This is a genomic window from Wohlfahrtiimonas sp. XWW7 (genome assembly GCF_056716055.1).
Genome location: NZ_CP168032.1, coordinates 2469530 through 2488477 on the forward strand (window position 1 = coordinate 2469530; position 18948 = coordinate 2488477).

At 37.4% G+C, this 18948-nt stretch carries 21 protein-coding genes; 6 read left to right on the forward strand and 15 right to left on the reverse strand.

Annotated elements, in window-relative coordinates; genetic code table 11:
- Positions 1-38 precede the first annotated feature (38 nt).
- The 10 genes from mutT to ACA100_RS11865 all read right to left on the reverse strand — a co-directional run bounded on the left by mutT (position 39) and on the right by ACA100_RS11865 (position 10229).
- A complete protein-coding gene (gene mutT, locus ACA100_RS11820; protein ID WP_481077904.1) occupies positions 39-452 on the reverse strand; it encodes an 8-oxo-dGTP diphosphatase MutT in 414 nt (137 codons plus the stop codon).
- Positions 452-1630, reverse strand: coding sequence for a CinA family nicotinamide mononucleotide deamidase-related protein (locus ACA100_RS11825; protein ID WP_481077905.1), 1179 nt, complete (start codon positions 1628-1630; stop codon positions 452-454). The genes mutT and ACA100_RS11825 overlap by 1 nt, the downstream gene beginning before the upstream one ends.
- Entirely contained in the window at positions 1630-3096 is a 1467-nt protein-coding gene (locus ACA100_RS11830; RefSeq protein ID WP_481077906.1) for a sigma-54-dependent transcriptional regulator, read from the reverse strand. The genes ACA100_RS11825 and ACA100_RS11830 overlap by 1 nt, the downstream gene beginning before the upstream one ends.
- A gap of 37 nt (positions 3097-3133) precedes the next feature.
- Positions 3134-4726 (reverse strand): sensor histidine kinase, encoded by a 1593-nt coding sequence (locus ACA100_RS11835; protein ID WP_481077907.1) that lies wholly within the window; start codon positions 4724-4726, stop codon positions 3134-3136.
- 22 nt (positions 4727-4748) lie between these two features.
- The gene (locus ACA100_RS11840; RefSeq protein WP_481077908.1) at positions 4749-5240 is read right to left on the reverse strand and encodes a DUF2726 domain-containing protein; all 492 of its coding nucleotides are present in this window, start codon (positions 5238-5240) and stop codon (positions 4749-4751) included.
- 15 nt (positions 5241-5255) lie between these two features.
- Positions 5256-7148: a lytic transglycosylase domain-containing protein gene (locus tag ACA100_RS11845; protein WP_481077909.1), complete on the reverse strand. Its 1893-nt coding sequence runs from the start codon at positions 7146-7148 to the stop codon at positions 5256-5258.
- Positions 7149-7171: 23 nt separating this feature from the next.
- Positions 7172-7807, reverse strand: a complete 636-nt coding sequence (upp, locus tag ACA100_RS11850) for a uracil phosphoribosyltransferase (RefSeq protein ID WP_481077910.1) — start codon at positions 7805-7807, stop codon at positions 7172-7174.
- Between the two features lie 64 nt (positions 7808-7871).
- Positions 7872-8204, reverse strand: a complete 333-nt coding sequence (grxD, locus tag ACA100_RS11855; RefSeq protein ID WP_481077911.1) for a Grx4 family monothiol glutaredoxin — start codon at positions 8202-8204, stop codon at positions 7872-7874.
- Positions 8205-8306: 102 nt separating this feature from the next.
- Positions 8307-9581, reverse strand: a complete 1275-nt coding sequence (locus ACA100_RS11860; protein WP_481077912.1) for a glutamate-5-semialdehyde dehydrogenase — start codon at positions 9579-9581, stop codon at positions 8307-8309.
- A 42-nt stretch (positions 9582-9623) separates the two neighbouring features.
- A complete protein-coding gene (locus ACA100_RS11865) occupies positions 9624-10229 on the reverse strand; it encodes an ankyrin repeat domain-containing protein (protein WP_481077913.1) in 606 nt (201 codons plus the stop codon).
- 106 nt (positions 10230-10335) lie between these two features.
- Between ACA100_RS11865 and ACA100_RS11870 the strand changes: the two genes are divergently transcribed.
- Both ACA100_RS11870 and ACA100_RS11875 read left to right on the forward strand, forming a co-directional pair.
- Complete coding sequence (locus ACA100_RS11870) at positions 10336-10692, forward strand: hypothetical protein (RefSeq protein WP_481077914.1); 357 nt, start codon at positions 10336-10338, stop codon at positions 10690-10692.
- Between the two features lie 83 nt (positions 10693-10775).
- Positions 10776-12323, forward strand: a complete 1548-nt coding sequence (locus ACA100_RS11875) for a multicopper oxidase family protein (RefSeq protein WP_481077915.1) — start codon at positions 10776-10778, stop codon at positions 12321-12323.
- Positions 12324-12399: 76 nt separating this feature from the next.
- Here the strand turns inward: ACA100_RS11875 and ACA100_RS11880 are convergent, their stop codons facing one another.
- Positions 12400-12732: a hypothetical protein gene (locus ACA100_RS11880; RefSeq protein ID WP_481077916.1), complete on the reverse strand. Its 333-nt coding sequence runs from the start codon at positions 12730-12732 to the stop codon at positions 12400-12402.
- 176 nt (positions 12733-12908) lie between these two features.
- Between ACA100_RS11880 and ACA100_RS11885 the strand changes: the two genes are divergently transcribed.
- On the forward strand, positions 12909-13340 hold the full coding sequence (locus ACA100_RS11885; RefSeq protein ID WP_481077917.1) for a hypothetical protein: 432 nt from the start codon (positions 12909-12911) through the stop codon (positions 13338-13340).
- Positions 13341-13351: 11 nt separating this feature from the next.
- Here ACA100_RS11885 and ACA100_RS11890 read toward each other — a convergent pair whose 3' ends face one another.
- From ACA100_RS11890 to ACA100_RS11900, 3 genes are all read right to left on the reverse strand, one after another.
- Complete coding sequence (locus tag ACA100_RS11890) at positions 13352-13717, reverse strand: winged helix-turn-helix domain-containing protein (protein ID WP_481077918.1); 366 nt, start codon at positions 13715-13717, stop codon at positions 13352-13354.
- A 223-nt stretch (positions 13718-13940) separates the two neighbouring features.
- On the reverse strand, positions 13941-14210 hold the full coding sequence (locus ACA100_RS11895; protein ID WP_481077919.1) for a metal/formaldehyde-sensitive transcriptional repressor: 270 nt from the start codon (positions 14208-14210) through the stop codon (positions 13941-13943).
- A 22-nt stretch (positions 14211-14232) separates the two neighbouring features.
- On the reverse strand, positions 14233-15537 hold the full coding sequence (locus tag ACA100_RS11900; protein WP_481079131.1) for an MFS transporter: 1305 nt from the start codon (positions 15535-15537) through the stop codon (positions 14233-14235).
- Positions 15538-15673: 136 nt separating this feature from the next.
- On the opposite strand from ACA100_RS11900, the gene greB reads away from it, so the two are divergent.
- From greB to ACA100_RS11915, 3 genes are all read left to right on the forward strand, one after another.
- On the forward strand, positions 15674-16168 hold the full coding sequence (greB, locus tag ACA100_RS11905; RefSeq protein ID WP_481077920.1) for a transcription elongation factor GreB: 495 nt from the start codon (positions 15674-15676) through the stop codon (positions 16166-16168).
- Positions 16165-17058 carry a LysR family transcriptional regulator gene (locus ACA100_RS11910; RefSeq protein WP_481077921.1) on the forward strand — a complete coding sequence of 298 codons (894 nt, stop codon included), beginning with the start codon at positions 16165-16167 and terminating at the stop codon, positions 17056-17058. The genes greB and ACA100_RS11910 overlap by 4 nt, the downstream gene beginning before the upstream one ends.
- A 69-nt stretch (positions 17059-17127) precedes the next feature.
- Entirely contained in the window at positions 17128-18366 is a 1239-nt protein-coding gene (locus ACA100_RS11915; protein WP_481077922.1) for a D-amino acid dehydrogenase, read from the forward strand.
- On the opposite strand, the gene ACA100_RS11920 is transcribed toward ACA100_RS11915, so the two are convergent.
- Positions 18367-18864 carry a MarR family winged helix-turn-helix transcriptional regulator gene (locus ACA100_RS11920; protein ID WP_481077923.1) on the reverse strand — a complete coding sequence of 166 codons (498 nt, stop codon included), beginning with the start codon at positions 18862-18864 and terminating at the stop codon, positions 18367-18369.
- Between the last annotated feature and the right edge of the window lie 84 nt (positions 18865-18948).

Here is an 18948-nt window from a genome sequence, read left to right on the forward strand (position 1 = left end):
TCTTTCATGGTTAAATGATCATTCAATCGAATCGCCATCTAATCTGGCATCATTCCATTTTTGATCTCATCAATTAAAATATAATCTGCTGGTGGAAACTCTGCTGATGTTAGATCTTTTGCATTGATCCAGCGAATCACTTGGCTTTCTCTGCCATAAGGTTCACCTTCAAAACTGTAAACATCATAGACCACAAATTCGATCTCTTTATCTTCATAATCATGCGTAAAGTCCATACGATGAACAAAGTCATTCACCAGAATGCCAACTTCTTCATCCAATTCACGATCCAATGCTTCAATGTCAGTTTCGCCTGATTCCACTTTGCCGCCAGGGAATTCCCACAATCCACCAAAGTTCTTTGTTTCAGGTCTTTGACAAATTAAGATTTCATCCATAGATGCGTTCCAGATCACGGCCATTACAACGCGCAAATATTGCTTTTCTTCCATCACTTTTCCACTGTTTGTAGTTGGTTCTTTAAAAAATTAAAGCAGTTAATCACTGCAAATGCCATCGCTTCTTCTTTTTGATGGCGCGGAATTTGAATCATTTTTGAAAAATATTGATCATTTAATAACATATGTAGCTGACATTCCCAAACGGTTGTCTTTTCGCTCGGATGTTCTGTCACTGCCAATACAATATCACTACCTAAATCATTTTGTACTTGTGTTAAATATTCACGTTTAAACGAGCCTCGTTTAACTAATCCACCAGTAAATACTTCCAATGTTTTACCATAAGCCATTAATCGACTCGCCATCATTCCAGCTGTGAACCATTCTACACACGCAATTTTCCAATCATGTTTATGACACAACGCTAAGATATGTTCTTCCATTGTGTCTGAGTTATAACCAAAAATATAAGGTTTTAATGCATATTCAATATCAACTTGATACGGTTTAATTAATGCTAAAGCTTCCTCTTTGGTTTTTGCTTTAGCTGATACTCGCACACTAATGCCATTAATACCAGAAGCTAAATAAGATAATTTTGGGTTACCAATTTCGGCCAATTCCTCATCAATTTTTGCAACCTTTTCTGCAACATCTGATTCAGGAATGCCCCAAACTTTAATAATTTCTGTATAAATTTGCTCCTCTGAGGGATAGATTGCACGCAATTTCGGAATGATCGATTGTTCAAACATCGCCTTCATTTCATAAGGAACACCTGGCAATAAGAAATAGTGCCTATCATTATGATAAAGATATAAACCTGGTGCTGTTCCAGGAAATTGATCTAAAACTTCACAGCCTTGCGGATAATAAGCCTGACGATAATTATTTTCACTCATTTCAATATTGCGCGTGATAAATTTTTCTTGAATCACTTCTGCTAATTGTTCGTCATAAAATAATTCTAAACCCAATGTTTTGGCTAGAGTTTCTTTTGTAATGTCATCTTGCGTTGGTCCTAAGCCACCTGTTGCAATGATAATGTCCGCACGCTCAGTTACTAATTTAAATACTTGCTCAATATTATTTGCATTATCACCCACGGTTGTTTTGAAATGGCTATCAATGCCCAATAAAGTCAATTGCTGAGATAGCCACACAGAATTGGTATCCACCAATTGCCCCAATAATAATTCTGTACCAACTGAGATGATTTCAGCTTTCATTATTCGTCATCCTCTATATTGAGTTTTTTCAAACGGTAGCGAAATGTTCTAAAGGAAATCCCTAACTGTTTCGCAGCTTCAGTTTTACTATGATTTTCTGCCAATGCTCTTTTTAAAATTTTGCGTTCTACAGCTTCCAAATAACTCTCAATATCATCGACATGATCAGGAATTGACGGATCCTCTAGATCATGATCATTGTCCTCTGTGGAGATCATCGGAATTTTTTCCGACTCAAGCTCTGGCTTTGCTTTCACATTAGACTCAGGAACAGCAACATTGATTGCTTCAACCACAGGCACGACATCTGTTTTTACAGGATATGTAGGTACATCTTGATCAACATTCAACAATAAATTTTCAGGCTGAATTGTTTCATCATCACACAATGCAGATGCTCTTTCCAAAATATTTTCCAATTCACGCACATTGCCTGGAAATGCATAGTGTTGCAATGATTCTAACGCGGATGAAGAAATGTTAACAGAACGTCTATTTTCATCATTTAAGCGGTGCAAAATCACATCCGATAGCAAAGGTACGTCGGATAAACGATCACGCAAAGGCGGTACAGCTAATGAAATGACATTTAAACGATAAAAAAGATCTTGTCGGAATTCTTGCTCTTGTACTAATTGCCCAAGCGCTTTATGAGAAGCCGATAAAATTCGTACATTGACGGGAATTTCCTTCATTTCACCAATCGGGCGAATCGCACGCTCTTGAATGGCACGCAATAATTTCACCTGCATTGCTAATGGTAAATCAGCAACTTCATCCAATAATAATGTTCCACCATCCGCAGCTTGAAATAAGCCTTTCTTATCTTTATCTGCGCCAGTAAAGCTACCTTTTTTATGGCCGAACAATTCACTTTCCACTAAATGCTCTGGTAAAGCACCACAGTTAACAGCGATGAATGGCCCTTCAAATCTTGGGCTTTCTGCATGAATGGCTCTTGCAACCACTTCTTTGCCTGTGCCAGATTCGCCTGTGATATAAATTGGTGCTTGCGAGCGCGCAATCTTGCGAATTTGTTCACGCATTGAAACCATCGCAGTCGATTCACCATACAAACCATGCACAGATTCGGCTTTCGGAATTTTTTTAGTTTCAATAGCATTCAATGCTAAATTGCGCAGTGCTTCCACTTCAAATGGCTTTGAGATGAAATCAAATGCACCGAGCTTTAAAGCTTCTATGGCACTTTCTACATTGCCATGTGCTGTCATCATCGCCACTGGCAAATTGGGCAACTTATCTTGAATGTAACGAAGAATATCAAAGCCATCACCATCGGGCAGTTTAAGATCCGTCAAGCAAACATCAAAACTCTCTTCTTGAAGCGCAACAATGGCATCTGAAACAGAATATGCTTCCACACAATCAATGTTGATTGATAGAAAACTCATCGAGATTAATTCACAAATATTCTCTTCATCATCAATTATGAGTGCTTTATACATTGCTCTCCTTCGCTATCGGTTAGAAAATCATTAGTCATTATACATTTTTAGGAAAAATGATTCTAAAACCATGTTTATCTTCATCCACTTCCACATATTGAATTAAACCGCCGTTGGATAAACACAGTTCTTTTGTAATATATAAACCCAATCCTGTACCATTTTTATGGGTTGTAAAAAATGGTTCAAACAGATGTTGCTTAACATTTTCAGTCAAACCTTGCCCATTATCATAGATGGATAAGATAGGGTTTTCACCTTTCATTTCCGCTTCGATCACAATCTTGAGTTCATCTTCATGCTTGCCTGAATGAATGATGGCATTATTCAATAAATTCGTAATCATTTGTCTTAAGATCGACATTTCAAATAGAACGCGAGAAACTTCAGGATGAATGATGATATCAATACGATCTTTTAAATTAGGATGCTCCATAAAAAACTCATCCATCACTTCATCTAAAAAAGGCGGCAACTTAAAATATTTGCGCTCTAACTCTGTTTTACGAGCCAAAACCAATACATCTGTAATGATTCGATTCGCCCGTTGCACATTATTATTGATCATATTAATGAGCTTAGTTTCAATTGGCGTCACGCCTTCTTGTTCGCCCAATAATTGGCTCGCTTGATAAATCGAAGCCATTGGATTACGAATTTCATGGGCAATCGCTGCTGTTAATCTTCCTAATGCCACTAATTTCTCTTGTTGAGCACGCATATTCACGATATCCGTTGGCTCTATCTGAATCAATGCATAGTGCCCTGTTGGCTGTTTAATCTCATCAAATTCCACATAATATTTTTCATTGTTATACTCAAATAATGATGGATCCATAAACTTCAAATAGTTCCAAAGATAAAATCTTTCCGTCAAAGAGGGCAAATAATCCATTAAGTAACCATCTTGCAAGTCTAAATCGCCAAACCATGATTTAATATAATTATTCATTAAAATGATCCGCCCTGCGGGATCCAACACGATCAAACCTGAACGAGATTGCTGAATAATGGCTTCATGCAAAATGGCTGCTTTTTTTAGCTCTTCATTCTTTTTATCCACCTCTTTTTGTGAGGCTTCATATTTATGCAACCAAGAGTTTGTGAGCATTAATGCTAAAAAAGCGAAACAGTTTTGACCAATTAATCGTAAAATCCCTTGCGAGATCATCAATTGGTGCCAAGAATAGTTAAATTCTCCAGGATTAAAATCAAATTTCAACCAAAGCATTAATTGAATCAAAACAGACACAGCTAATAATGATAATGCACCGATTCTTGACAAGAACGCGCCATGCACCATAAAAGAGATCAATAACAAGATCACTAATGGGCTATTTAAGCCATCTGTGTAATAACACAGTGCCGAAATAAAACCTAAATCCAACAAACCGAAAATATAAATGAATTTTGTAGTTTGGAATTGCTGACGTTTTAAGATCAATGTTGAGATCAATAAAAATACCAAATACGTTAACAAGACAATTTGAAAATAACGAGAAATTGGCAAAGCATCAGGCGAAACTCGCGCACTTAAGATATACACTGAGGACAAAATCACCGCCATTATTAGACGGAAAATCCCCAATAATTGAATTGGAATTCCTCTAGGTTGTATATCTTGTGCCATAAAATTTATCTTCTAGTTATTGTTATAAATAATGAATCACTAATTGTTCTAATTTTTCTTGATCATACTGCTGATCTTTCTTCAATGAAATCAATGGTACATTTAAATCCTGCAATAATTTTTCTAAATTTGGTGAAGGATCAATCGACAGTGCAACAATCGGTGAAAATGTACGATTATCAACCAACATAAAATCACAACTAATCTGCTTTAATTCCTGCTCTAATCTTGCTTGAATCTCTGGTGCTAAATTAGGATCCAACGTGATGAATGTCGTCAATTGTGGCTTAGGAAAAACTTGAATGTGGCTTTTTTTGCTCACAATATCCTGTAAAAACTTCAATAAACTCTGCTCATGGATACTCAAACCACTTGTTTTTGTACGAAAAGCATTGGGAATATGATCATTATTGGATGTTGGACTGGCAATTTTCTTCGGCTTCGTGCGTTTAAATTTAAACAAAAACACCAAACCAACCACAACAACTATTGTAAAAAAAATCTTAAATAACATATCAACTCGCTTTATTTATTTGGGATAAAAGCTATTTAAATATTCTGTGATGCGCACTTTACGGCCTTTTTGATAATGATAAATCACCACATTTTCCAAAATACTTTTAACATATCCGCGCGTTTCACGATAAGGAATGGATTCTACCCACAATACAATATCTGCCATCGGTGGATTGATCCAGTTTTTAACTTTATGTGGTCCTGCATTATAACTCGCTAACATATATGACCAATTATCCCCAACAACGCCGCTCACATCATCTAAATATGCAGAGCCATAACGGATATTATAAACAGGATCATACAAGCTTCCACGTTTTTCACCCAATTTTTTCGCCATTTTTTCAGCCGTTGGGATCAATAATTGCATCAAACCATAAGCATCTGCATGAGATTTAACATCAGGTTGGAATAAACTCTCTTGACGAATCAATCCCCATAGTAATTCAGGTGGATAGCCATATAAATTAGCGGCTTGAGTTACCTCTTTTTCATACCCCATTGGATAACGGATATGCAATGCACCTGGCATTCTTGCAGCAACACCTGCACGAATGCCTAAATCGTAATAACCTTGATCATATGCAATAAAACTTGCACTGTTTTTTTGTCCATTAGATCCTGTACGCAAACCTTCTCGCCAAGCCTGGTTGGCAAAGTTTCTTTCATCCACTTTCATCAAATCCAATGCCAATTTAAAAGAACGATCAGTCAAAGGTTCTCTTGGATCCGCCTTACGTTTTACAATGGATTCCAACACAGAATAAGGTTGATTCAATTCATCAGCTGCTAAAAAACCATAAAAACTTGTTTGCCCTGCAATTTGTTTAAAAGATTCTGCAGCCTTCACATCATTACCAATGCATTGATACATGCGGCCTTGCCAATATGTCCATGTAGCATCTTCACGAGCTTTGGCTGACAAACGATTTAAGTAATCTAATGCGGCTTTACAATTACCAGCTTCAGCATTCAATTTAAAGCCGCTGATTTTTACATCATCGCCTTGTTCATTTTTGGGAATACCTTCAATTCTACCCAAAGGATCAATCGCATCAGCGCGCCCTGCTTGAAAAACTGCCAATAGATTTCTCAGCGCAGAATAATCACCATTAGTAACCAATTGATTTTTCTTCACAAATGCCAAGCCTTTTAAAGCATTTGTAGAATCACTTCTGCCCCATTGACGAACAGCTAAAGCATAATAAGCACTTGAATCTTTAAAATACTGCTTTTGCTTCATCAACTGGCCCGCAGGATTTTGCACAATTTGAATCATGGATTGATAATATTTACGCTTTGCTTCTGGCAAATATGGCAACAAAGCTTTTGCTCGGCTTAGTTGCAATTTCTTAATCAATTCACCTGACTTTTGATCCAATAAATCTGCTGTTGCATATTGATCTAACCAAACCTTTTCAACAGGCAAACATGTTGATAATGGCGTTGACACTTTGACCCAATAAGACTGAAAACGTGTCGCATCGAATGCTTTGGGATCTGTTTGCAAAATGGCATCATCATAAATACAACGCAAAAATTGGCTTTGATCATTTTTTAACTGATCAATGATGAAGCCATACTCTTTTTGCCCCAATTCATAACGATAAAAATCATTCTTCAACGAGCTAGCAAATAACTCATTGGGATTTTTTTGAATAAAATTCAAAACAGTTTTACGTGGTAATTTTTTAAAGTTTTGCTGTATATAATAATATTCTAAATAAGGTGCAACAGATGTACCTTTAAGAGCTTTCAAAGATTTCTCATAACCTTCGACATTATTATTTTGAATGAAGGCTTTCCCCTTCGTAAAAGCGGATATCTCATTAGAGTTTAAAGCCCAAGACAATTGCCCAAAAACGCCCATTGAGATAAGCGTTGCTACGATTACATTAACCTTCATTCTAAATATCTACCTTTTGTGACTTAATCGTATGCTACTGTACCAAAAATTTTATCACCTGCATCGCCCAAACCTGGCAAGATGTATGCATCTTCATTCAAACCTTGATCAATGGATGCTGTGTAGATTTCAATATCAGGATGTTTTTCTTTAACTTTCTCTAAACCTTCTGGTGCACACACTAAGAATAAACCTTTAATCTTTGTGCAACCTTTTGCTTTCAATAAATCAATTGTTGCGATCAACGTACCACCTGTTGCCAACATTGGATCCAAAATAATCGCTGTGCGTTCATCCATATATGTTGTCAATTTCGCATAATAAGCACGAGGTTCTAAAGTCTCTTCATCACGCTCAAAACCCACAACTGAAACACGAGCACTTGGAATGCATTCCAAAGCACCATCCAACATGCCAATCCCTGCACGCAAAATTGGCACAACTGTTACTTTACGCCCTTTTAAACGCTCAACTTCCACAGGACCAGCCCAACCATCAATGGTTACTGTTTCCATAGGTAAATCTTTCGTTGCTTCATAAGCCAACATTGTTGTGATCTCAGAAGATAAACGGCGGAATTCAGCAGTACTGATCTCCTTTTGACGCAACAAGCCCAATTTATGTGCTACTAATGGATGTTTAATTTCAACGACTTTCATTTGATCTCCTAATTTTTTCACGCTATCGAAAAAAGCCCCAGTATATGGGACTTTTTAATGATGTTTATTTTGCCGCTTCGTCAATGGCTTTTTGCATCAAATCTTTTAATTCACCACTTTCATACATTTCTAAAGTGATGTCACATCCGCCGATCAACTCACCTGCAATATAAATTTGCGGGAATGTTGGCCAATCTTGATAGAAAGGCAAAAAGTTATAAATATTTTCATCATCAAAAATATTGACAGCAGCGAATGGCAAGCCTGTTGCAGCTAGCGCTTGTGCTGCACGGCTAGAGAAACCGCACATTGGAAATTGTGGTGTACCTTTCATGTAGATCACTACTGGGTTTTCCGTCACTTGTTGACGAATCAACTCTAAAGTTTGTTCTTTCATTAACGACTCCTAAATGAATGAAAATCCGAATCATTCTAACACTATTAACGTCGTTATTCATTAGCAATAAATAACGCTCTCCAACAACTATAGCTCATAACACTAAGTTCTGATTTCACCATGTCCCAATACTATGTATTTTTGTGATGTTAAGCCTTCTAGCCCAACTGGTCCACGCGCATGAATTTTATCCGTTGAGATGCCGATTTCTGCACCTAAACCAAACTCAAAGCCATCACAGAAGCGAGACGATGCATTCACCATCACACAAGCAGAATCCACCATTCTTAAAAATGTCGTTGTGTGTGAATAGTGCTCACTGATGATCACATCTGTATGATGAGAACCATAATGATTAATGTGCGCCATTGCTTCGTCAATGTCTTTCACTACTTTAATCGCAATAATTGGCCCCAAATATTCTTCGCGCCAATCATCTTCTGTCGCCATTAATGATGAAATCTCATGCTCAATTAAAATTGCCTGCGCTTGCTCACATGCTCTCATTTCTACAGCTTTAGCAGCAAATACTTCACCGATCTTTGGTAAAAACTCTTGCGCAACTTTTTCATGCACTAACAATGTTTCCATAGTATTGCACGGTGCATAGCGCTGAGTTTTTGCATTATCTACCACTGATAAGGCCAAATCCAAATTCGCATATTCATCCACAAATGTATGACAAACACCATCTAAATGTTTGATCACAGGTACCGTTGCGCTTGCATTAATGCGGCTTACTAATGATTTCCCACCACGCGGAATGATCACATCAATATAATCTTTTGCTGTCACCATTAAATCCACAACTGCGCGATCTTGTGTGGCAACGATCTGTACAGAATGTTCTGATAGAGCTGTTCTCGCCAATGCTTCTTGTAAAATCTTTGCTAAACATTGATTAGTATGAAAAGCATCGCTGCCGCCACGTAAAATCGCGGCATTACCTGATTTTATACACAGTGCAGCAGCATCAATCGTCACATTCGGGCGCGCTTCATAAATGATGCCAATCACGCCTAAAGGCACACGCATTTTACCCACAAAAATGCCTGAAGGACGCGGTTTAACATCTGTAATTTCCCCAATAGGATCAGGCAAAGCAATCATATCTACAACGCCCTGAGCCATTGATTCAATACGCGCTTTATCCAATAATAAACGGTCGATGAATGCTTCCGTTAAGCTATTGCCACGTGCAATGTCACAATCTTTCTGGTTCTCGGACATGATCACATCAACATTCTTCATGATCTCATCATGGATCAATTGTAATGCGCGATTTTTCTCTGCTGTGCTTGCTTTTAAAAGGGAACTACTGGCCGCCCTTGCCTGCTGACCAACTTGCAACCAATATGTTTGCAATGATTCTGTCATAAAATTTCATCCTAAAGGTGTTTCAAAATGCTTCCATTATGGCTATACACCACCATGTTTTGCAACAATTTCAGCAATCATCATATTGCCACGCTCTTTTGCCAACCTAAATGGCGTTTTACCATAGGGATCCACAAGATTCGGATCTGCGCCATTCGTTAATAACAATTCGACAACCTTTTGCTGCCTTTCATCATCGCCATTCAACATGACAGCCTCAATCAATGCTGTCCAACCCAAATAATTAGTATGATTAGGATTAATATCCGTCTCTGTTAAGAGATACTCTACAACTTCAACATGACCTTTTTCAGAAGCTGGCGTTAATCCATTACCACCAAAACGTGTTAAGCGATCAATTTCAGCGCCTGCTTCCACCATAAGCTTAACGAGTTTAAGATCATTATGAATACAGCCCCACAAAAATGGATTAAAACGCATATTGTCCTGTGCATTAATATCCACACCAACTAAAATCAGATATTGCACCAAGTCATAATATTGATTCATGGCTGCAATCTGTATTGCGGTGCGCTTTTGTTCATCTTTGGCAAAAATCACTGCACGATCTATCGAATAATATTTATTGGCTTCTTCTGCGTAGTTATTTTTAATGGCTGCTAAAAAGTCTTTTGCGTGCTGATTCATGATTATTCTCCTTAAGTTTTTAATTATGCGAATCCATATCAAGATTAGTGTAAATCATCTGTAAATACAATTGAGATCGCATACTTTTACGCTATAATTTTTCACCATGATGAAACGACAATTATTTTCCATTGTATTGGTGATCATCACCGTACTAATCACTAATTTCTCTTTTGCATTGATTGCAAAAGATGCTTTTGTGCCCGCCACAAATCATGAAATGATAACAATGGATTCTGCTCATCACACTGCACATAATAATCACCATTCCAGCGATAACCTTCTCTCCTGTGAAGTTCACTGTAATGCGTTGATGATGTCTTGCAGCGCGGGCATTAGTGAAATGCATAACGCTAATCTCCATATCGCATTAGATGCTTCCACAAAGATCACTGACATCTCTGATGATTCTCTCTATTCCACTGACTTAGCAAAAGATCATAAACCGCCCATATTCTCATAATTAATTTAAATTCACGCCTTGTCTTTTACGGCGATGGCAAAAAATTAATAACAATTTTTATCGAAAATTATGAGGATTTTATAATGAAACGTAGAACATTTATGATTCGTGCGGCTTCTGTCGCAGGCGCCGTTGTTACAACTAATGCATTAGCATTTGGACAAAAACATAATCATCACGGCACTATGAGTAATGGCGAACATGATATGGCACAAATGATCTCGCCAGGTTACCAATTAGGTCATCATAAATTGACCGCTGAAAACATCGCAACCATGCAACAGGCAAACGCTGATTTGTTGCCAACTCAAGCCATTCTACAAGGTAAAGATCTGCCTACATTGCCAATGCTCAACAATGAAAGTAACGAACCTAAACTATTCAAAGCAACGCTAACTGCAAAGCCTGTGAATATTGAATTGATCCAAGGCAAACCAACTGATTTCTGGGCTTACAATGATTCAATTCCTGGCCCAACAATCGAGGTTTATGAAGGCGATACTGTAGAAATCACCCTAGATAATCAGTTACCACAAGCCACAACTCTGCATTGGCATGGCATCTTAGTACCTGCAAGCGAAGATGGTAATCCACAAGATGAAGTGAAATCAGGTGAAAAACGTACTTATAAATTCATAATCCCAGAAGGCACAGCAGGCACATATTGGTATCATCCACATGGGCACAATACAGTTGCAGAACAAGCTTATCGTGGTTTAGCTGGCGTTTTCATTGTGAAATCTAAAACAGATCCTTATGCTCAATTTGCACAGCAAAACTGGTTATTTTCAGATCTTAAGCTCCAAGCGAATGGTAAAATTGCAGACAATAGTTTCAATGATTGGATGAATGGCCGTGAAGGTCAATTCTTGCTCATGAATGGTGCTTTAAAACCTACAGTGAATATCACAAAACCAACGCGCATTCGTATTTGGAACGCTTGCTCTGCTAAGTATCTTAATCTAGCTTTAGATAACGCTAAAATTTATATTATTGCGACGGATGGCGGTTTCCTAGAAAATCCACAAGAGATTCAAAAGCTATTATTAACACCTGGCGAACGCGCTGAAGTACTGATCGTACCTACATCAACATCGACAGTTGCATTGAAGTCTTTGGCTTATGATCGCGGTAAAATGGGTATGGTTCCAGCTGATACTGATATGACATTGGCAACCATTCATCTACAAAAAAGTGCAGAAATCACATTACCCAATAATGTTCGTACACTGCCAATTTATGACAAACCTGTCATCAAACGCTTAATTGAATACACAGAAGTGATGAATCATAACCAAATGCTTTTCTTAATCAATGGAAAAATGCACGATATGCATCGTAATGATGTCACGCTTCAAGCTGGCGAAGTAGAAGAATGGGTGATTTTCAATAATTCCCATATGGATCATAACTTCCACATTCATGGTACACAATTTTTAATCGTCGAACATGATGTCCAAGGTAAAAAATCTCAGCCTACAATTCATGGCTTTAAAGATACTGTGAACATTCGCCCTTATGAAAAAGTGACCATTCGCTTTATTCAAGATGAGAAAGGATTACGCATGTATCATTGTCATATTTTAGAACATGAAACATTAGGCATGATGGGTCAATTAATGGCCAAATAATACTTCGCCATATCAAAGCGCCCCAAAGTTGTGTCCAACTTTTGGGGCGCAGTTCATGATTCGAGAGGAAATGGTATTAGAATGCTTTTTTAATGTCCTTAATTGCATCTTTACCATCTTTTTTCGCATCATTGACAACATCTTTTGTTGCTTTGCCTGCTTTATCCAGTGCTTTGCCTGTATCATTCACAACGTCTTTGGTGACATCACCTGCTTTATCGCCAACTTTATCCACTGCTTTGCCAGTATCTTTTACAACATCCTTCACTGTGTCTGCTGTTTTATCTGCACCTTTTTGCACAGCATTTTCCACTTGATCAACCAATGTTTTCTCTTCTGCAACTGCTGTCAAGCCCGCAAAACCTAATACAGATGCGGATAAAATAGATGCTAAAATTGTTTTTCTCATAGTGTTTTCCTCTGTTTATTATCATCGATACGATTATCAATAAACTAACGGTATTACATAATAATTAACAAATCAATTATCTTAATAAAAATATTAGTGACTAATATTTACCGTAATAGTACAATCAACATAGCGATCATCATCGACATAATAAAAACAATACAAAAAAGGAGAATGTGACAATGAATGACGATAATGACATTATCGAATTTATTACTGAAAAATTAAACAATTATCCTGAAATTCTTTATAACAGCGATATCAAAAATCAACTTTCTATTTTTACAAATCATGATGATGGTTTTGACATTGTGCTTTACTCGGATGAAAACGAAAGCATTCTCCATTTAGATGGTTTTCATCATCACTTTGCACACACAGATCATGATATTCATACGATGATCCATCTGATTTTTCACGCATTAACAGGCAAAGTTAAGCTAGAAATCTTTTGTAAGGCAGACAAACCTTACAAGTTCAATCTTCAAGCACTGAACAATCAAGGTGAATGGTATGTTTATAAAACAATGAAATTAAAGCTCTACAAGTTTTGGCAAAAAACATCCACAAAACATCTACAAAATCAGTTTTCAGCAGATTTTTTATGATAATAAAAGCTTTATTGTTGAGTCTCTGTTAATTTTTTAATATCCAAAAGCTCATCCTCAACACATTGATTGAGTTTTTTCTCTAAAGCTTCATAGGATTTAATTAATTGGGTGCCGATTGGCGTCAACTCTGTTTTACCGCCACCTTTGCCACCCACTCTCGCCTCAAAAACTGGCTGATTAAATGCTTTATTCAAAGCATCCAATAAGTTCCATGCTTTTTTATAGGGAATATTTAAGGATTTTGCAGCAGCTGTAATGGAAGATTCTGTTTGCAATGCTTTCAACAATTCGATCTTTCCTGGCCCAATTGTGGCATTGTCACCAATATAAATACGCGGACGAACTAGAATTGCTGTTTCTTTTTTCTCAGGCATATCAACCTCGTTTTAAATTCATATTCTGTTCATTATACCGATTATTTATATTTCATTAATTGAATAGATTATGAATAAGCCAATGTATGATGTACATCTAGCTTTATGTCATGTAGTATGAATACAATCGAGTTCTCTCCTAATAGAATCGATAGCCACTTAGGGGTAGGTGGCGTAAAAAAGAGATCGCAAGATCTCTTTTTTATATTCATCATTTAAATCATTACTTCAAATACGACTTAATCAGTTTCAAAGCAACTTCCACTTCTTCATGTCGTTTTTCAGCACTATTTTCATGAGCCACATGCTCTAACAAATGTCCTTCAATCACGTTTGCCATTAAGCTATTCACAGCACCGCGGATAGCAGAAATTTGATGCAATATATCGATGCATTCTTTGCCATCATCTAGCTGTTTTTCCAATGCTTGAACTTGTCCACTAATCTTTTTGATTCGTGTTTTTAACTGCTTTTTGCTTTTAACTGTGTGCACAAAAATTCCTTTTATCTTCTAGTCACTTAATGCTGTAGTGATATACATCATCATTATTATATACATGTTGATGCACACCATTCACAGTATGTGCCAATATATGCGGATGATTTTCAGGTAAATCAGGATGACTATGTTGTTGTAATGAGCCTTTTGGTGTCCAATAATATTTCCCCAATACAATTGCAATGAATGAAATCACAGCCATTACACCAAAAGTCATAGGCAAGCCCAAGTGATTACCAACAAACCCTGATAATGGATAAGTTAAAAGCCAACATAGATGAGATAAAGCAAATTGAGAAGCAAATAGTGCTGGTAGATCATCTGAATCTGCTGATCTTCTAATTAATCTACCTGATGGTGTTAAAACAAGTGAATAACCAATACCAAAACAAAACCACAAAATGATCAACATCGTGTAACTGGATAAAAATATGCTGACAATTAAAGTGATCAACAGTATTTCTGCGCCCAAAAACATAATCGTTCTATCGTTGTGTTTTTCTAAAATTTTTGGCAATAAAAAGGCAACAACCATTGAACCACAGCCAAAAGCAGCCAGCGCCATTGCGGTATCTGTTTGACTTAATTTAAATACGCTTTGAACCAATATGATGGTGTTCACAATAATAATTGAACCTGCCGCAGCTGCAGCTAAATTGAGAGATAACAATCCTCTTAATCTTGGTGTGCTTAAATACAAAATCGTACCGCGCGATATGCGATCCCAAGCATCTCTTTTGATTTGTTGTTTAATTTTCGGCAATGTCACTGCAAGAATCATCAATGACGATAATAAAAAGCCTAAAGATGTACCCATAAATAAATTGTTATAACTCACAATCGTCAACAAAATTGCGGCAATTGTCGGGCTTGCTAGGCTTTCTAGATCATAAGCCAAACGAGATAATGACAAGGCTTTTGTATAATCTTCTTCTTTGGGTAAAATTTCGGGAATCACTGCCTGAAAGACTGGCGTAAAGCCAGCAGATGCAGCCTGTAAAACAAATACACATACATAAATCTGCCAAATTTCCGTCACAAATGGCAAGAATACGGCAACGGATGCACGCACAATATCCAATGTAATTAATAAAGATTTTCTCGGAATGTGATTGGTAAAAGCAGTCGCAATCGGTGCAATGAAGATAAAAGCAAACATTTTAATCATCAAAGCAATACCAAGTACCTGCCCTGCATTATCTCCCGCTAAGTCAAACGCTAATAATCCTAATGCAACTGTTGCTAGCCCTGTTCCAATCAATGCAACAACTTGTGCCGTCAATAGATTTCTATAAGTTTTATTCTTCAATACTGAAAACATCATCTACCTTTTCTTATTAATTATACTATAGGGGGTATAGTATAATTAATATTTATCAAAAGACAATAGATTGTTTGCTTGTCTTACCGCAACACACTATGATGCTCACAATATCAATGAATAACTGTGGAATAACATGAAAACAAACTTGGTCACGCGCGGTGGCATGGAAATCCTACAAGAAGAAATGCGTTTTTTATGGCATGAAGAGCGCCCTGATATTACCCAGAAAGTCTCATGGGCTGCGAGCCTCGGAGATAGGTCAGAAAACGCCGATTACCATTACAACAAAAAAAAGCTACGCGAAATTGATCGCAGAATTCATTATTTAACCAAGCGTTTAGATGAAATTCGCATTGTGGACTATTCACCTGAACAAGAAGGCAAAGTCTTTTTTGGTGCTTGGGTAAGATTAAGTGATGACGATGACAATGAGCTATTCTTTCGCATTGTTGGCCCCGATGAAATCTATCATAATAAAAAATATATTTCAGTGGATGCACCAATGGCGCGCGCTTGTTTAGGCAAAGAAGATGGGGATGATGTTTTAGTAAAAACGGATGTTAGCCAAAAAACTTGGATCATTGAAGAGATCATTTATAACTATCATTCTGAAAAAACTGAGTTATGACACTCAGACATCTCGAAATCTTCTATGCCATTATGTTATGTGGCTCATTAACCAAAGCAGCCGAGATGCTTTGTATCTCTCAGCCTGCGGCAAGTAAAGCATTAAAGCATGCAGAACTTCGCTTAGGTTTCAGCCTATTTGAGCGCAAAAGCGGTAAATTAATCCCAACAAAAGAAGCGCACATTCTCTTTGACAAAGCACAATCAATTTACAGTGAATTGGGTCATTTAAAAGAATTGGCGGATAATCTTGCCATCAATCCTGAAGGGCGCTTATCCATCGCTTGTATTCCAAGTTTAGGCTTGAGTTTAATGCCTGCCATTACGGCGCAATTCATTCAAGAAAATCCTGCCATTAAAATTGATGTCAGCACTGATCACACAGAAACGATGCTACAGCGCTTAGCAAAATGTGATCTCGATTTTGCCATTACATTCCAAAATGTGAAAAATCCCAATATTACTGTTGTGCCATTGGCAAAAGTACCGCTGGCATACATCGACAGCCAGCCAAATGAATCGCCCGTTAAAATTGATGACATTGATCTCTCTCGCTGGATTCATCCTGGTGCTGATTCATTGGCACAGTTAATCGTGCAACATCGCCAATTTCAATCCTCACGCTTAAATGTGCAAACTTATTATATGGCAGCAGGATTTGTGAAATTATCCCAAGGATGTACGATCTGCGATATCTTCTCCGCAGAGCAAATTCTACCTGAATCCATGATCTATCCGCTCGAACCTGCCATGTATTTAGATATCTGTTTGTTATACAGATCAGATAGAATGCTTTCTCAAGCGGCGCATAATTATCAGAAAATGCTGAAAAGTTACCTAGAGAAAAAGACGAAAGGACTTAACCAAAAGTTATACCCTAACGAAAACTAATCAATTGTATAAAGCCCTATCATTCGCTCTAATGATTCTCAATGTTTCAATCAAAGATATGAGGATGTTATGGCGCGGACAATCACCATCATCGGCGGCGGTGTGATTGGTATTTCTTTGGCGTATGCTTTAGTGAAAGCAGGCCAAAAAGTGACGTTAATTGATCAAGAAAATGGCGTTGGCAAAGGCGCTAGTTTTGCCAATGGCGCACAATTAAGCTACCGCTACGTTTCACCTCTTGCTGATAAAGGCGTACCATTACAAGGCATTCAATGGTTAGGTCAATCAGATTCTCCATTGAATCTACGTTTTCGCTTCTCTTTAGAGCAATGGCAATGGTTAATGCAGTTTACACTGGCATGTAACCAGAAAACCAACAAAATTAATGGCGCCCATATCCTCAGGTTATCCATTTTGAGCCAAAGCGTTTTACAAGATTGGCGCGACAATGACAATTTAGATGATTTTTGCTGGAAGAAATCAGGCAAGATGATTCTTCATCGCCATCAATCAGATTTTGATAAAGCAGCATCTAAAATCAATCCTGAATTCCAAGAAGTATTGAATAAAGATCAAATCGTAGAAAAAGAGCCATCATTGAAGCATGCTTATGCTGATTTGAAAGGTGCAATCTACGCACCGAATGATGAAACTGCCGATGCTTATCTTTATTGCGTTGCGTTACTCAATAAACTTAAAGAATCAAATCTATTCACTCTGATGACAAACACAAAAGTGACAGCCATTCATGGTAGCGATGCGATTCACAGCATTACGACAACGAAAGGCACAATGGATGTACAGGAATTGGTGATTGCATCAGGCAATGGCTCAACGGAATTATTGAATCCGATGAATATCAAATTGCCAATTTATCCATTGAAAGGTTACAGCTTAACTGTGCCATTCCCAGAGCAAAATGGCATTGTACCGAATGCAAGCGTAACAGATTATGGGCATAAAACTGTGTATGCAAAATTGGGTGATCGTTTAAGAATCGCCGCGATGGTGGACATTGGCTATGATGTATCGATTCGCCAAAACCGAATCAATGCTCTAAAGAAAACTGTGCAATCCACGTTCCCTGAATTGCAAGGCATTAATGAAGCTGATGTTTGGGCAGGTTTACGTCCTTCTACGCCCAAAGGCACGCCAATTTTAGGTAAAACTCGTTATAACAACTTATGGTTAAATGTTGGGCATGGTAGCTTAGGTTTTACATTAGCAGCTGGTAGCGCAGCTGTATTAACTGCACTCATTTGCCAAAACCAATCGCCCATTGATTTAACAGGATTAAATTTATGTTAATTACTCTACATCCACATTAATCAATAAGCCACGAAGCAGCTGTTGTAATGATTTAGCATCTGCTTCATTCAATGATTCGATCAATGAATTTTCTAAGGCTAAATGCGCAACCACAGCTTTTTCCACTAAAGCCTTACCGCTTTTCGTTAAGCTAACAACAACGCCGCGTGCATCTTTACGCGCTTGTGTTCTTGTAATCCAACCATTTTTTTCTAATCGCTTCATACGGTTAGATAATCCACCTGATGAAATCAAGATCAAATCCTGTAATTCAAATGGCGCTAAAATATGATTATCCGCTCGCAATAAAGCCGCCAAAACATCAAACTCACCAACATTTAAATCAAAATCTGCTAAATTTGCATCCACCTTACGATTAATCAATGATGCCAAACGTACAATTCTACCCACAACTTCGGTACCATTTGTATTTAAAGATTCATCTGTTTTTGCCCAAGCAGACACAATTGCATCAATTAAATCAGTTTTATTATCCATAATATTCTCTCAATTTTTTGCATATCATACCGAAATTCCATCAAAAGTAATCTTTATATAAAGATAATATCCCACTCAAGTATC